The sequence below is a fragment of the Brevibacillus nigriterrae genome (assembly GCF_049846925.1).
Classification (GTDB): domain Bacteria; phylum Bacillota; class Bacilli; order Brevibacillales; family Brevibacillaceae; genus Brevibacillus_H.
In genome coordinates this window covers 1-14,331 of the sequence record NZ_JBNCMT010000062.1, presented here as the reverse complement: position 1 = coordinate 14,331, position 14,331 = coordinate 1, and the positions used below count along the sequence as shown (strand labels likewise).

The 14,331-nt window shown below is 47.3% G+C and carries 22 protein-coding genes and 2 other RNA genes; 21 read left to right on the top strand and 3 right to left on the bottom strand.

All coding sequences use genetic code 11. The annotated features are described in order from the left end of the window. Positions 1-388 precede the first annotated feature (388 nt). Positions 389-1,168, bottom strand: a complete 780-nt coding sequence (locus tag ACPW7N_RS26175) for a hypothetical protein (RefSeq protein ID WP_425654805.1) — start codon at positions 1,166-1,168, stop codon at positions 389-391. Between the two features lie 53 nt (positions 1,169-1,221). Further along, positions 1,222-2,238 carry a helix-turn-helix domain-containing protein gene (locus tag ACPW7N_RS26170; RefSeq protein WP_425654804.1) on the bottom strand — a complete coding sequence of 339 codons (1,017 nt, stop codon included), beginning with the start codon at positions 2,236-2,238 and terminating at the stop codon, positions 1,222-1,224. A gap of 161 nt (positions 2,239-2,399) precedes the next feature. Between ACPW7N_RS26170 and ACPW7N_RS26165 the strand changes: the two genes are divergently transcribed. From ACPW7N_RS26165 to ACPW7N_RS26135, 7 genes are all read left to right on the top strand, one after another. Beyond that, positions 2,400-2,612, top strand: a complete 213-nt coding sequence (locus ACPW7N_RS26165; protein ID WP_425654803.1) for an XRE family transcriptional regulator — start codon at positions 2,400-2,402, stop codon at positions 2,610-2,612. A 22-nt stretch (positions 2,613-2,634) separates the two neighbouring features. Continuing rightward, positions 2,635-2,949 (top strand): hypothetical protein, encoded by a 315-nt coding sequence (locus tag ACPW7N_RS26160; RefSeq protein WP_425654802.1) that lies wholly within the window; start codon positions 2,635-2,637, stop codon positions 2,947-2,949. Positions 2,950-2,964: 15 nt separating this feature from the next. Next, positions 2,965-4,899 (top strand): Mu transposase C-terminal domain-containing protein, encoded by a 1,935-nt coding sequence (locus tag ACPW7N_RS26155; protein WP_425654801.1) that lies wholly within the window; start codon positions 2,965-2,967, stop codon positions 4,897-4,899. A gap of 12 nt (positions 4,900-4,911) precedes the next feature. After that, a complete protein-coding gene (locus ACPW7N_RS26150) occupies positions 4,912-5,811 on the top strand; it encodes an AAA family ATPase (protein WP_425654799.1) in 900 nt (299 codons plus the stop codon). A gap of 147 nt (positions 5,812-5,958) precedes the next feature. Then, positions 5,959-6,138, top strand: a complete 180-nt coding sequence (locus tag ACPW7N_RS26145) for a hypothetical protein (RefSeq protein ID WP_425654797.1) — start codon at positions 5,959-5,961, stop codon at positions 6,136-6,138. After that, on the top strand, positions 6,135-6,368 hold the full coding sequence (locus tag ACPW7N_RS26140; protein ID WP_425654795.1) for a hypothetical protein: 234 nt from the start codon (positions 6,135-6,137) through the stop codon (positions 6,366-6,368). The genes ACPW7N_RS26145 and ACPW7N_RS26140 overlap by 4 nt, the downstream gene beginning before the upstream one ends. Positions 6,369-6,377: 9 nt before the next feature. Then, positions 6,378-6,824, top strand: coding sequence for a hypothetical protein (locus ACPW7N_RS26135; protein ID WP_425654794.1), 447 nt, complete (start codon positions 6,378-6,380; stop codon positions 6,822-6,824). Here ACPW7N_RS26135 and ACPW7N_RS26130 read toward each other — a convergent pair. After that, positions 6,799-7,044: a hypothetical protein gene (locus ACPW7N_RS26130; protein WP_425654792.1), complete on the bottom strand. Its 246-nt coding sequence runs from the start codon at positions 7,042-7,044 to the stop codon at positions 6,799-6,801. The two genes, ACPW7N_RS26135 and ACPW7N_RS26130, sit on opposite strands and share 26 nt — an antisense overlap. 39 nt (positions 7,045-7,083) lie before the next feature. Here ACPW7N_RS26130 and ACPW7N_RS26125 point away from each other — a divergent pair, with 39 nt between their 5' ends. The 14 genes from ACPW7N_RS26125 to ACPW7N_RS26060 form a co-directional block, all read left to right on the top strand. Further along, on the top strand, positions 7,084-7,629 hold the full coding sequence (locus tag ACPW7N_RS26125; protein ID WP_425654791.1) for an ATP-binding protein: 546 nt from the start codon (positions 7,084-7,086) through the stop codon (positions 7,627-7,629). Between the two features lie 199 nt (positions 7,630-7,828). Next, positions 7,829-8,008, top strand: a complete 180-nt coding sequence (locus tag ACPW7N_RS26120) for a hypothetical protein (RefSeq protein WP_425654790.1) — start codon at positions 7,829-7,831, stop codon at positions 8,006-8,008. A gap of 131 nt (positions 8,009-8,139) precedes the next feature. Beyond that, positions 8,140-8,211: hammerhead ribozyme type II (locus tag ACPW7N_RS26115), an RNA gene on the top strand. Between the two features lie 25 nt (positions 8,212-8,236). Continuing rightward, entirely contained in the window at positions 8,237-8,728 is a 492-nt protein-coding gene (locus ACPW7N_RS26110) for a host-nuclease inhibitor Gam family protein (protein WP_425654788.1), read from the top strand. Further along, on the top strand, positions 8,725-8,961 hold the full coding sequence (locus tag ACPW7N_RS26105) for a hypothetical protein (RefSeq protein ID WP_425654786.1): 237 nt from the start codon (positions 8,725-8,727) through the stop codon (positions 8,959-8,961). Before ACPW7N_RS26110 ends, ACPW7N_RS26105 begins: the two co-directional genes overlap by 4 nt. Positions 8,962-9,035: 74 nt before the next feature. Then, positions 9,036-9,464, top strand: coding sequence for a hypothetical protein (locus ACPW7N_RS26100; protein ID WP_425654784.1), 429 nt, complete (start codon positions 9,036-9,038; stop codon positions 9,462-9,464). 3 nt (positions 9,465-9,467) lie between these two features. Further along, positions 9,468-9,539: hammerhead ribozyme type II (locus ACPW7N_RS26095), an RNA gene on the top strand. Between the two features lie 134 nt (positions 9,540-9,673). Further along, the gene (locus ACPW7N_RS26090) at positions 9,674-10,099 is read left to right on the top strand and encodes a phage protein GemA/Gp16 family protein (RefSeq protein ID WP_425654782.1); all 426 of its coding nucleotides are present in this window, start codon (positions 9,674-9,676) and stop codon (positions 10,097-10,099) included. Beyond that, a complete protein-coding gene (locus tag ACPW7N_RS26085; protein ID WP_425654781.1) occupies positions 10,092-10,418 on the top strand; it encodes a Mor transcription activator family protein in 327 nt (108 codons plus the stop codon). The genes ACPW7N_RS26090 and ACPW7N_RS26085 overlap by 8 nt, the downstream gene beginning before the upstream one ends. 124 nt (positions 10,419-10,542) lie before the next feature. Beyond that, positions 10,543-10,872, top strand: coding sequence for a hypothetical protein (locus ACPW7N_RS26080; RefSeq protein ID WP_425654779.1), 330 nt, complete (start codon positions 10,543-10,545; stop codon positions 10,870-10,872). Then, positions 10,862-11,161, top strand: a complete 300-nt coding sequence (locus ACPW7N_RS26075) for a hypothetical protein (protein ID WP_425654778.1) — start codon at positions 10,862-10,864, stop codon at positions 11,159-11,161. Before ACPW7N_RS26080 ends, ACPW7N_RS26075 begins: the two co-directional genes overlap by 11 nt. After that, positions 11,158-11,700 carry a phage protein Gp27 family protein gene (locus ACPW7N_RS26070; RefSeq protein WP_425654776.1) on the top strand — a complete coding sequence of 181 codons (543 nt, stop codon included), beginning with the start codon at positions 11,158-11,160 and terminating at the stop codon, positions 11,698-11,700. Before ACPW7N_RS26075 ends, ACPW7N_RS26070 begins: the two co-directional genes overlap by 4 nt. Further along, positions 11,687-13,324, top strand: coding sequence for a phage terminase large subunit family protein (locus ACPW7N_RS26065; RefSeq protein WP_425654774.1), 1,638 nt, complete (start codon positions 11,687-11,689; stop codon positions 13,322-13,324). The genes ACPW7N_RS26070 and ACPW7N_RS26065 overlap by 14 nt, the downstream gene beginning before the upstream one ends. Further along, the coding region (locus tag ACPW7N_RS26060) for a phage portal protein family protein (protein WP_425654773.1) at positions 13,324-14,331 on the top strand (1,008 nt) is incomplete at its 3' end. The genes ACPW7N_RS26065 and ACPW7N_RS26060, both read left to right, overlap by 1 nt.

Here is a 14,331-nt window from a genome sequence, read left to right as displayed (position 1 = left end):
TGTACTTAGACACACAGAATGAGATATGATGAAAACCGAAAAAAAGTGATGAAAAGTGAGTTATACCAAGGATTCTACGATAAAACCAGCAAGAAAAGCAAAATGAGAAAAAACGAGAAAAAAAGGCGATTTCAGACTGTAAGGGTCCGAAGGTCGCCTTTTAAATTTAGGTCATTAAAAGTTGTTTAAAACCGCATTAAATTACGTTTAATTCGGCTTTGAAAGGGATTAAAAACGGAAATTTTCTCGCTGTACCTAACGAACTTTTCCAAACGAACTTACGAACTGGTTCGTTAGTTGAAAACACTGGCGTTATTGGCAAGTTTCTCATGATGAAGTCTTTTTATAAAGTAGTTGAATAAATATGCGTAACATTGAATAAATAAACTCAATTTGCTGGTTTGATCTTAAAAGCAAGACTTTTAGCAGAATCATTAAAGGAAAACTCGAATTTTTTCCCTTTAAATTCATACTCAAGTGGTTCATTGGGTTTCTTTACTGACTCCGAAGCCAGGGCAAATATTTTATTCATGTCGGCCTGTGCTACATCTGGAATTACAATCTTGGTTGCAAGTCCCATTAAAGTCATTTGTCCAAGTACCGGGGTACTGCTGTTCAATTCTGAAGTGATCATTGAAATGCTGCTCATTTCACCATTAGTATTTTCAAAAACCTCTATGTAAGAAAAACCAGCAGGATGCGATACGTAGGAGGTTTTACCACCGATGTTTTGTTTCTTCCATTCTGTTACCGCTTGGATCGGTTCGGTAGTGACGATCCCAGGCTCCATGAAAGATGAAATAACTACCTGCGTCTTAATTCCCGAAGAAGGCAATTCGTTTGCAGGGGGCTGAGTTGTCTGAATGCTTGGTGCTTCTGCTGGCTTGTCCTGTACGACTGTTTTGACCTGGTTAACTGGCTGGGGTGTGGCAGCGGTCTTGCTGTCGGTATTTGCGGAGGTTGGGCTGATTTCTTTGGAGATACTGAAAGCCAGGATCATTACTAGGCAGACTATGAACATTAGACTAGCCTGGATGATAAAATGCTTTCTGGAAAACGTCCGGCCCTTCTGGGCGTTGTTCATAATATTGGGGCTAAAGATTCCAATTACTCCTAATAGAAAACCAATAAAACTAACGAAACTTAACCCACCAAAGACAAGAGACATAAACCATTCTCCTTTGTGATTTTATTACAAATTATACCACAATTCGATGGCGGTTATATCTTTTGACTCATTCTGGATTCAGCTTCTTCAGGTGAAAACCATTCAACAATTTTACCCAGGATATGCACTCCGTCATTTGCGCCGTAGATTAGAGGTTGATACCTGTCGTTCTCAGAAATTAAATGAATCTTGTTGCAGTCTTTCTTAAATCTTTTAATGGTGACTTCCTCCTCGTCAGCTCCCCCAATCATTACTAAAGCAATGTCTCCATTATCAACAGCGTTTTGTTGTCTCACTATGACATAGCCACCATCCTTAATACCAGCGCCAACCATACTATCTCCACGAACACGGACAGAGAAACAATTTTTATATTGCTCCGGCACTTTGATATACCCATCAATTAACCTGAATACTGAGATCGGAACGCCAGCAGCAGCTTGTCCCAGGATAGGAATTTCAACAAAAGTCTCTGCTTCATCTTCAAAACCGTTTTCCCTATCTCCAGTGATAATTTGACCAGCGATCCGTGTACCTCTACCCATCTGTTGGGTGAATTCGCGGGGAGTTTTATTCTGCGCCAGTCTCTTTATTAAAGGGGTAAGTAGTTCTATATCTTCTTTGTCTAGTGCACTTAAAGCGGAATACAGTGGATTATTGAAAAATAAAGTTGTTGCAGTCTTTCCGCTTCCTTGTGAATGCGAAATAATCATGGTTCTTCTTCTGTTATTACTCTCATCGTTTTGGTAATTCAATTCCCGTTTTTGACCCGAAAAAATGTTGTTCCAGACATTGGTGTCCAAAACAACTGGGGGCTCAGTGTTTTTGTGTTTAGGTCCCTCTCCCGTAAGGAGCCATTCCAAAGTGACGCCAAACTTCTCGGCAAGTCTTACTACGAAAACAGAGGACGGATCGCCTCCTTTGTTTTCCCAGTCGCTGATTCTGCTTGAAGAAGTGCCGATTTCTTTTGCTAACGCATCCATAGATAGCTTTTCTGCGGTTCTTAGCTCCCTTAACCTCTCTCCAAAAGTTGTTGTCATATTAACATCACTCCGTTTGAGTAGTGCCATTTTTAAATCCTCCCTAAAAATCATTCCGAAAACGGAACAAAAGTATTGTGTTTGCTCCGTATTCGGAGTAAAATGAAATTGTGGGAAGTGAGTTACCACAAATTATATCAGTAGCACCATCATTCTGACTATGACTTAGTTTGTCGATGGAGGTGAGAAATTTGTTGAGAAAAAAGCCAATCAGTACATATGGCTGGGCGATCAAAGCAAGATTGGCTGAGTTACAGATGGATCAAAAAGAATTCTGTAAACGGAATGGGATTCCCGAAAACAGAATGTCAGACTTGATTTCTGGCACAAGACCAGCAAAAAAGTACCGTAAATTGGTAGATGACATTTTGTTTGCGGAGCGACGTCTTCCGAAAGCAGAGTAATTCAGTTGAAAGAGGGAGTTAAATGGACAAAAAGCCTCATCTGATCCACCCTAGCGACCTATCAGTAATGTTGAAATCTTTGGCGACTATTGACGAGACACAGAAAAATTCAGCTTTCAGGAAACATCATGAATCGATCATGCAACACTGTGCTAATTTAGTGGCACAGATAACACCTGAAATTGAAGAGTTAAGCACTCAAATTTCTTTCCTAACTAAACGCCGTGAATACCTGATGAGTCTTTACAACGATATTTACACCAAGTTTTCGGAAAGCAGCAAGGAGTGGGACCAGTACAATCAGCCATCTATCGAAACAAGCCAAAAAGCTGATTAAGGAAGGAGGCAGACCGTGGGCGAGTTGCAACTTTTAACCGTCAAGGAAACCGCTCGTCTCATGGGTATATCCGAGCGAGCGGTACAGAAGCAAATCAGTAGCAACAAGCTAAAAGCTAATGCGGTAAAAACTGGAACGCGAGGGCGCGGAGGGATTGAATATAAAATCCCCGTTTCTTCTCTCCCTATCCAGGCACAGAAAAAAGCAGTCAAGTTGTTCAAGGAAGTAGTTGAAAATAGCGCTGATCAAAAGGGACAAGCTCCCCTTGAAGTATTTAGTGATCAAGAGCGCGAGCAAATTGGTTTCTGGAGAAATTGCTTCGAACAGTGGCAAGCCTTCCGCTCTCAACCAGGAATGTCCAAATCAGAGCTGGATGAAATGTTCTGCGAAAACTGGAATCTTGCTCATTCTGAAAATCAAGTGACAGCCAAAACACTACATCGGAAATACAAGTCCTGGACTGAACAGGGAGACGCTGCCCTGATAGATCGCCGTGGCGGTTGGAATCGCGGAGAGTCAACCATACCTGAAGTGGTCTGGAGTTTATTTCAGCAGTATTACCTAGATGAGAATAGGCCCAGCGCCCAAGCATGTTACAGGTGGGTGAGCATTTGGGCCAAGGAAAACAACTTCGGTCCGTTACCATCTTGCAAGGCTTTCGAGCGAAGGATCACAAACATACCTTATGCAGTCATCCGCATGTATAGATACGGCGAGAAAGACTTCGATGATAAAGTCGCACCGTTTGCCCGCCGTTCTTATCAAGGACTTGCAAGCAATGATATTTGGGTCGCAGACAACCACAAGTTTGACGTAGTGGTAAGGCGTCCAGACGGATCAACCTATCGCCCACAAGTAACCATGTATACCGATGTCCGAAGCCGAAAAACAATGTCCATTGTCGTATCTGAAAACCCCAACTCCGATACAAACCTCCTGGCAATACGAAAAGGCATCCTCAAGTATGGCATCCCCAAAGTGGTCTACACCGACAACGGTATGGACTTCCTCGCAAGCGACATTGGAGGACGTGGACGGCGCAAGACAAAGAAAAACGATGGTGAACACAAACCGCCTGCGGTGTTTGAGCGATTGGGCATCCGAATGATGAACGCCAAGGTAAAGAATGCAAAGGCGAAACTGGTTGAACGAACCTTTAGGGAAGTAAAAGAAAACTTCTCCAAGCTGTTCCTCACCTATCAGGGTGGACATGTCAAGGAACGTCCAGAGCGGCTGCTAAAAATCTTGAAAGACCCAAACAACATTGTCACGGAAGAAGAATTTGCCGAAGCTTTTGAAACCTTCGCTTTTGGCTGGTTAGATCATCAACCACACCACGGAGATGGGATGAACGGAAAAACGCCTCACCAAGTTTATGCCGAGCAGTTGGTTGAAAAACGCACTGCGCTGCCGGAGGACTTAGACCTGATGCTGATGCGTTCTTCCAAGCCAGTTACGGTTGGCAGGAACGGCGTCCGCCTCACGCTTTACGGTTACGGCCTCGATTACTACAACACGGAACTGGTTGCTCAGTATCGCGGTAAGAAAGTCTATGTTCGATTCGATCCAGCGAATTTGGGAGAGGTTCGGGTCTATGACCTGGAGGATCGTTTCCTGATGACAGCCACTCATAAAAAGGCTTTGGAATACGGGGCCAGCAAGGAAGATATTAAGGACGTGGCAAGCGAGGCCAAGAAGATCAAGAAGAAAGTAAAAGCCTACAAAGAAGCACTTGTCGCGGAAATTTACGCACCTGATCCGATAGACCTTGTGATGGGACAAGCCCGCAAGAATCTGGAAGAAGCTATAGAAGCTGAAGCAAAAGTTCTCTCCCCGGTTCGATCAGGTGAGCGGAAAGTCGAAGCAGCTCCACTCAAAAAGGCTGTGGGCCAAGCAAATAACATTAACCTATCCCGCATGATAAATGCGGCTCAAAAAACCAAGAAGTAAGGAGCGGTTTTCATGGTTGTCACCAATGAATGGCTGGAACTGATTCAGGCCATAAAAGACCACATGGAAAAAACGGGGATGTCACAGTCAGGAGTAGCAAGAGCATTGGGTATATCGCCTGCGGCTCTCAGTCAGTTTTTGAAAGAGACCTATCCATCCCCTCACAAGCTCTTTGGAAAGATTCGGGCTTTCCTCGCAGTTGACGAGGCCAGAGAGGTAGCACCGCAGAAGCCGGATTTTGTACATACTTCTCAGTCACAAGCGGTCCTGGACATTATCACTTACTGCCATGTTGCAAATGTACTGGGCATTGTTTACGGGGATGCAGGGATCGGCAAGACCGAGGCTATTCGTGAATATGCTCGTAACCATCCCGAAGCGGTTGTCATCACCATGTCACCGGCTTTTGGAACGACTAAAGGCGTTACGGAAAAACTGGCAAAGGCGCTGAAGGTTCAAGAGGGTCGATCCATTCGGCGGATGTATGAAGAGATCAACGAGAAACTGGTGGAATCCGGCAGGGTCATCATCGTAGACGAAGCACAGCATCTTCCTTTGAAGGCTCTGGATCATCTGCGCTCCATCGCGGACGAAAGCGGCGTCGGTATGGTCCTGATCGGAAATGAAGAAGTTTATACCCGGATGACGGGCCGAGGCGAAGCAGCATTCGCTCAGTTGTTCTCTCGTATCTCCATGAGAAAGAATGTCCGCACGGAACTAACTCAGCCGGAAGATATGGAGCTGCTTTTCCCACACCTGCAAGAAGAAGAACGAAACTTCCTGCTGCGAATCTCCAGAAGCAAATACGGCATTCGTGGAGCGGTCAACGTGTATGTAAATAGCGCAGCCAACCAAAACGTAAAGCTGCAAGGGCTGGTAGACATGGCGAGATACATGGGGATCGGAGCATGAGGGCAATAAAAAAAGCCTGAGTTAGCGGCTCAGACTTTTAGCGGGATAGCACCCTATCCATTCACTTTTCAGGGACCAGTATATCATGGCTGTTATCCCGATGGAAAGGGTGTTTCCTTCGACAACCAATAATTGGAGGGTAAGCCTATGTTCATCTGGAGAGGTAAATTCGTTTCCTATGATGGTCACCGCTGGGTGGTCAATGAGATTTTTTCTGATCGGGTCAGTCTCGTTCGCTTTGTTGATGGGATGCCATTTGAACGAGAAGTAAGCCTCGCCCAACTGGATCGAGGCGGGTCTTGGTTAAAAAAGGGGTTGGTTGGATGACCCTTGACAAAGACACTCTCGACCGATTTATAGCCAGTGTGTTCCAACAGCTTGATGAGGACGGCCTAATCCAACAGATTAACGACGATTATGTCCTCACCGAAAAAGGCAAAGCCCGCATACAAACGCAAATCGACAAGATGACTCCAGGGCGACTGCTGATGTTTGAAATGTATTTTGCTGAAAGGTTTGGTGTTCCACTCACCTACGATATTCCACGAAAGGACTGAATCATCTGAATGGATGCACAAAAGGAAAGTGTGTTTCGGGCTTGCCGACATGCTCTTACCGATGAACAGCAGCACTTAGCCGATGTTCTACTCAAGAGATACAGCGAAAGCGATCTCCAAAAACTAGCTGCATACTTTACTTGCATAGCCAAAACTCGCAAGGCTGAGAAACTTGCTTTAAACGTCATTTTAACGCAGCTTAAATACTTCATGGATTACCCAACTGAAACGGTGATTCAAGCTGCTGTAATTCACTCTAGCAAGTACCCGGACAGGAAAGAAAACTACACGCAAGGCATACTGAGAAACCTTGCACAACAAGAGGGATTCAAGAAAAAGAACAATGGGCAGGTGATCGTTGATGGAGGGGCTGCAAGGGTTTCTGGATCAAATGAAGGCCAGCATCGCGGGAAATATGCCGACCACTACGTCACAGGAAGCGAGTTGCCCATTTAACAAATGTGACGGCAGCATGTGGAAGATGGTGCAGCTCCCAGGCAAAGGCAACTGTGAGGTGCGCTGTGAGTGCTACGATTACAAACTCTTTCAACTCAGCATATCTGACAAATGTCCACATCATGAATGCGATGGCAGCGGATGGACGCTCTTCCTGGATGAAGAAAATGGCGTCTGCCGCCGTAAAGAGTGCAAATGTCTCATCCAAGAAATTGAACAAAAACGCCTGGACAAGCTCTTCAAAATTGCGCGAATACCAGTGAAGTACCTAGACAAACGCCTTGAGAATTACGATGCGGAGGCTGGAACAGAGCAGCATACAGCTTGGCGCATGGCAAAGCGATACGTTGAGCGGTTCCAGGAGCTGCGATCCGAAGAGAAAAACGGACTCTTTATGTTTGGAAATCCTGGCACTGGAAAAAGTCATTTGAGCTATGCCATTCTTCAGGAACTGATGAGGCACGGGGTTGCTGGCATTTGCGCAACAGTCCCCGATCTCATGGAGTCGCTACGGCCCGGTGGTGATGAATCCCAGGATACAAAAAAGATGCTGGAGGCCCTCAAGACAATGGACCTTCTCATCCTTGACGATCTTGGAGCTTGCAAATCTACACCTTGGGTAACAGAACGGGTGTACATCATTCTAAATGCCCGTGCCTCTAATAACCTCCCGACTATCATCACCAGCAACGAGGACCTGGACACGCTGGAAGCTCTTCTCGGTTGGGACCGGATCGTCAGCCGAATCTTGGGCATGACCCACGTCGTCCCTGTTCATGGCGAGGATTACAGGAAGAAGAAATGAAACGGGACATCAAGGTTTTGAGTGACTATTTCCGTGAAAGGGATGCTCCTTCGATTCCGCAAGAAGGATCAGTAAGGCCCGGTGTCTGTGTCTGCGGTCATCGGGGGCCATTCAAACTACGGTTCAAAAATCATGTGTTGTACAGGCATTGCCCCACTTGCAATGACGCAGTGGACATGGATAAAAGGAGCTGAAAAGCATGATATACGATTATCTGCCTGACATCATCGAGAGGACTTGCAATGCAGATCACTATGCAAACAACTATAAAAGTAAGATCAAAGGGTTTCGGGGGGCGTTCACTATCGAAGATATGATGTTCTTCCAGACAAAATTAGAAGGAGCTGCCAAGGATGAGCCAGAAGCGCAGGCCGGGTAAACCTCCCGTTATTATCCCTCGTAAAATCTCCGATTGGATCAGGCAAAACACGACCTATGCTTCAGTCAACAACTACAAGGTTGGCGGCGGCACTCCCGCCTGGAATGCTCAAAGTCAACGCTTGAAGTAACTGTCGAAACACTTCCGGCCTCCGGGGGTGTCAGTGGGAAATGGCCTTCCCACTCTGATGATGACAGGCCAAAAATACACACACAAAGGATGATGAAATTGGCAAAAAAGAAGGCAGCTCCCACCTTCCAAAGCTGGGATGAAGTCAACCAAGCGCTGCGGGAAATCAGTGTCCTTGACGCCCAGGTTTCCTCTGCTGAAGCAAACATGAATAAGCTTATCAATGACATCAAGGCAGACACGGAAGCCGTAGTTACTCCACTGCTCCAACGGAGAGCTGAGCTTGAGAAACACGTCCAGGACTTCACAGAGTCCCGTGTTGATGAGTTTAAGGATAGCAAGACAAAGGCCCTGACGTTTGGGGAAGTCGGTTTCCGAAAAACGACAAGCATTGTCACCCGTAACGTCAAGGCGATCCTGGAAGCCCTGAAACAAAACAAAATGTTTGATTGCATTGTCACTAAAGAGTCTATCGACAAAGACGAACTGGCAAAGTATGACGATGCTGCTCTCGCAAAGATCGGTGCAAAGCGCGATGCAAAAGACAAATTCTTTTACAAACCAGCAGTTGAAAGGATTGAAGCCCAATGACAACAACGCCAAACAGCCGTAAACGCAACGATCCTCAAACAAGACTTAGGTCTATCCCCCAACCAACTGAGGAAGTGGCTCTCAGCATCATGAGAAACATTGAAGGCCAGGAAGTCGCAAAAGTTTTGGGTGCTGCGAATGCCTTTGTTGGGTCACTCGATCCGGCAGACCGATATGAGCTGACACTCATCGTTAAAAAGATGCCTTCAGAGATTTTAGCCGAAACGCCCTGATTCGTCAGGGTGTCGCGAGGGAATGACCTTCCTCGCCTGATGATGGCAGGTCGGAAAGGAGTGTAATAATTAAGATGGATCAAACCGAACAGCAAAAAGTAACAAGGGCAATAACCCCTGAAGACTGGAAGGACATCGAACAAAGGATGCAAGGATTCTTTGATCGAGTAAAGCTCGTTTGCGACGGCTACGAGCTGACGCTTGCTCTCAAACGGATCGGGCAATTCAAAAATGCGATTGCGGTCTACGTGAATGGAAAAATTGAAGGCAGATGGTTTGTTGAGGATTGCGAAGAACGGCGACGTTTCCTCTGCCCAAGAACCAAGAGCTTTTATTCCAGAAAGGACATGGCAGACTTCAAGAAAATATCCAAGCGCATTTTCAAAGAAATGCAAGCCAAGAACAAATACGTGTATTACGATCCATACTGGACATCGTTCCGAGCATTGAAAAGCCATTTGATCAAGAACAATAAGGTGATTGAATTGGTATGTAATGAATGAGCAAGCCGAAACACTCTCCTGCTGTGGGGGTGTCGTGAGGGAATGACCTTCCTCGCCTGATGATGGCAGGTCAAGGGATATACGCTGAAGGCAAAAGAATACGGCAAGAGTTATACTACCCCTTCCTCTTGCCCTCTTTCGCCTCCAGGGTATATCCAAGTGCAATCTTCAGAGTGTTTTTAAAACGTGTTTAAAAGGGATGTGAAAGAATGATTGAACGTAAGCAGCTCGCCGTTCTCCACATCGCAAAAAAGGACTTGAGCCTTGATGACGATGTGTACCGTCAAATTCTTCAGCAAGAAGCTGGAGTCTCCAGCAGCCGCGATCTCTCCCTTGACGGCTTTAGAAAAGTGATGAAACGCCTAGAACATCTTGGCTACAAAGGCAGCGCAAAGCCCAAACAGACCAGGAACAAACCGAAAGACCCGAACGCGATAGTCGGGCCGTGGCAAGCGCAAAAAATCCGGCAACTCTTTGCAGAACTGGGCTGGCATGAACCTGATAGACAACAAGGCTTCACCAAGAAGATGATAGGCAAGCCTTGGGCGCAGACGCGATCCGAGGCAAACAAGATCATCGAAGGGTTAAAAGCGATGATAAAACGCCAAACGAAAGGAGATGCACAGGATGGATGAGGTAAATCAGTTGGATGACTGGGCCAACCAAGTGACAATGGATGAGCTGCCGCCTACTACTCGACCCATCGCCAATCTGATTGGTATTGAATCAACCGTAAAACTTATCCGTAAATTCGGTGGTGATATGCTATATCTCCCCAAGGAGGACACGCTTTTCCGATCCATCCGGGACAAACGGATCAAGTCCGAATTTAACGGATCGAATTACAGGGAGCTTGCCCAAAAGTACAACATTTCTGTATCATGGGTAAGAGAAATCTTGGCGGACACACCTCATCCAGGACAAATGAACATCATGGATTTTCTCGAAGAATAGTCGGTTTTTCCTTCAAATAACTTTCTCAAGTGCATTTTTGGAAAGTGAATAATTGGTAATGTTAACCTCAATCTATAAGGATTGAGGTTTTTTATTTTGCCTTGAAAGGAGGTAATGGAATCGGATGTCTACAGACATTCTTGTCACAGTAAATAGTATCGCACTTGGCATTATTACCATCCTTCTTGCCGTGGTCGGCTTCTTCCTGAAAGACATTTACAACACGAATCGACAACAACAGCAGCGGAGTGAAATAGCGATCAAAAAGCTTGAAGACGATCTCTCCAAACACAAAGAGTCTCTGCCAGAAAAGTACGTCATGCGGGAGGATTTCTTCCGAGAGATCAACACCCTGGAGCGAAAGATTGACACCATTGGACGAGACATAACGGAACTAAATAAAAACGTATCGAGCTTGGTCTCTCTTGTAGGAGGTAACACAAATGGAAAATAACCGTGAGCTGCGCGGGTGGATACTCCGGGTGATCGACAAAGCCTTCCCCGATCCGCTGAGTGTCACTATCGTTCGGGATCAGTTGCTTGCCCTTGGCTTTGCTCCAGACAACCTGGGCATGAAAGCAAACCTCGCCTATCTGGAAGAAAAAGAATACATCCATAAAGAAACCGCAAAGGCTGGCGGGATCGAAAGGGAAACAATCCGGCTTACCGCTCGCGGGAAAGACCTGTTGGAAGGAAACATCCCTGATGATCCTGGTATCCAGTTGGGGGCTAGGTTCGGATGACGACGGATCGCAACCGCAGCCATTCAAAAGTCAACAAGTTACCTGCCAACCTTCAGGCAGCAATCAATGACGCTATCGTCAACGGCAGGCTCACCTACAAGCAGATTCATGAAATGGTTGTCTCATCCGGTCATGACATTAGCGAGGCGAGTTTACAACGATACGGAAAGAAATTTCTTGCCAAGTTGGAAGCGATCAGCATTGCGAGGGACCAAGCAAAAGCCATCATCGAGAGCAGCAACGGCCCGAATACCGACATGGCAGAAGCTACTTCCACTGTGGCTTTTCAGATTCTCATGGACATGTTGGTGAACAGCCCGAAGAAGCCGGGAAAGGCAACGCTTGACGCAATCAAAGCACTGGCTACGCTTGAGCGCTCCACCATCGCCCGTGAAAAACTGAAGTTTACTGCGGAAAAAGCTGTGAAGGAAGCTGCGGATCGGATCAAGGCGGAGCTGCGCGAGACCATCACGAATGACCCGGACCTTTTGGACAAGTTGATCCTGATTGTGGAGTCGAATGCCAATGTCCCTGCTTAAAGACCTTGTTCCCAAACGCGAAGATCAGGCGATCTCGTTTATCGAGTATTGCCGAAAGCATCTGACTCTTGACGATGGCAGGCCCTATGATCCTATCGGGCGAGGCTTCATGAAAGAGATCGTGGACAGCTATCACACCCACCCGCACATGACTGTAGAGAAAGGCGCGCAGACGGGTTTCTCTACTCTAGCAATCGCCCACACGCTTTACATGGTAGATGTCCTGGGCAAAAACATCATCTACTATCTACCAACTGATGCAATGGCAAATATGTTCGGCCCAACCCGGTTTGATCCGTATGTCCAGCGCAGCGAATATCTCAGCAGCCGCATACGTGGGACCGACCAAAAGAGCCTGAAGCAGATCGGGACCCACTTCTTTTATATTCGTGGTCTCGTCAGTAAAACAGGGGCTATCTCCATTCCTGCCGACGAGATCATCTTTGACGAAGTGGCGCTCATCAACCCGGAAAATATGGAACTGGCGCAAGACCGTATTTCCGCGCCTGGATCACTGGGCTGGCAGAAATACTTCTCCGTGGCCCTGTTTGAATCAGATGGGATCGACGAACTATTTGACGCTTCAGATAAGCGGCAATGGATAGTCACCTGCTATGGTTGCAGACGAGAGGCCACACTTGAGAGTGACTTCCCTGACAACATCGTAAAAAAGAACGGGGACGTTTTTCTTGTCTGTCCAAAATGCGGTCATAAGCTAGACGTCACCAACGCTCGTTGGGTCGCTGAACATCCAGGCCGTGACAGTCGCCTTGGCTACCGTGTCCCGCAGCTCATCATTCCAGACACAAAGCTTTCTCTGATTTACGAAAGATGGGAGAAAGCAAAGGATCGCCCATCGAAACGGGCAACCTTCAGGCGAAGCGTCCTTGCTCTCCCTGACTCCGGCAACATGCAGCCGATTTCTCCTGCTGTCCTGCAACGTCTGGAAGAGCTTTCCGACTACTACTTCCACGATCATAGCGATGTTGTGACTGGCGTCGGGATCGACATGGGCGACAAAGCCCACGTTGCGATTGCCCAGCCCTACGGGGCAGAAGGAATGCTCCCTATCGCATTCTTTGAGGTAGAGGTTGAAGAGCTGTCCGAGTTGGTCAAACACATCGAAGAAGCGTTCAACCCTGGCGCGTTGGTCATTGACGCTATGCCGTACAAGACCGAATCGAAGAAGATCGTCCGGCAGCTTACAAAATGCCGGGGATACATTCAGTATTTCAAAGGCACGGAGCTGAAGGAAGGTGAAGAAGGCGAAGGCGAAAAGGCCGTCAACAAGGTCACTGTAGATCGGGACGAATCCCTGGACGAAACGACAGACCTATTTGCTGCCAACCCGCCGCTTGCTCTTCTCCCCAAGCCGCGCAATCCGAAGGAAGAAGTCACTATCAACACCGTCAAGCTGCATCTGAAAAAGCTGGTCAAAGAAACATCCGGCAGCGGCGAGGACGCGACGATTCACTACAAGAAGAATGTCGCCAACCACTTTGGTATGGCGATCAACTCAGCTCGTATCGCCTTGCAACTGGCCCTGGGCCAAAGCAGGATGACGGGGCCTGCCGAATACACACCAGTGGTCAGATCGAGGTTTAGGAAGAAAGGAGCGTACTAATGGCACAAACACCTGAAATGAATCGAATTGCCGTTGTGTCGGTGCGTGATCGTTTTTACTCCTATCCGACATCCGGCCTTACTCCTGAGAAACTGGCCCGGATACTGAGACAGGCAGATGAGGGCGACATCGCTCTGCAAATGGAAGCCTTCGCGGAGATGGAAGAAAAGGACCTGAAGCTTGGTTCCCTTCTCCAGACAAGAAAAAACGCCGTGCTGGGACTCAACTGGGAGGTGATGCCTGCCGACGAATCCGAGGAAGCAAAGCGCAGGGCCGAGCTGATCAAGAAAGCGATGGAGTTTGAAGGGCTGGAAGATACCCTGCTTGACCTCTTGGACGCGATTGGCAAAGGCTTCTCTGTCTGTGAAATCGAGTGGAATTATGACCAAGGGATGGTGCTTCCCAAAAGAATCCCGTGGGTGGACACAAGGCGCTTTACCTTCGACCTGGAAGGCAACATGCGCCTGATAACAGACGAGAACCCGACAGGCATGCTGCTTCCGACCAACAAATTCATGGTTCATCGCTACAAGGCAAGAAGCGGATCAATGGTCAGAGCTGGGATCATTCGCTCCTGCGCCTGGATGTACATGTTCAAAAATTATTCCATTAAGGACTGGATGACGTTCCTGGAGGTCTTTGGAATGCCGATCCGGGTCGGAAAGTATGAGCCTGGAACGCCCGATCATGATAGAGCGGTTCTGGAAAGGGCCGTTCAAGCTATCGGATCAGATGCAGCAGCCGTGATCTCCAAAAACACCATGATTGAGTTTATCCAGACGGCCCAAAAGTCTGCTGATCCCTTCAAGGACATGGTTGCTCTTGCCAACTCCGAAATGGCCCAAGCCGTATTGGGGCAAACCCTTTCAAGTGACGTCGGATCATCCGGCAGCCGAGCCTTGGGTCAAACGCATGGCGAGGTACGTCAAGACCTGCTGGAAGCAGATTGCAAGGGATTGGCGGAAACCTTCCGGCGTTATCTGTTCAAGCCGCTGATCTTCTTCAAC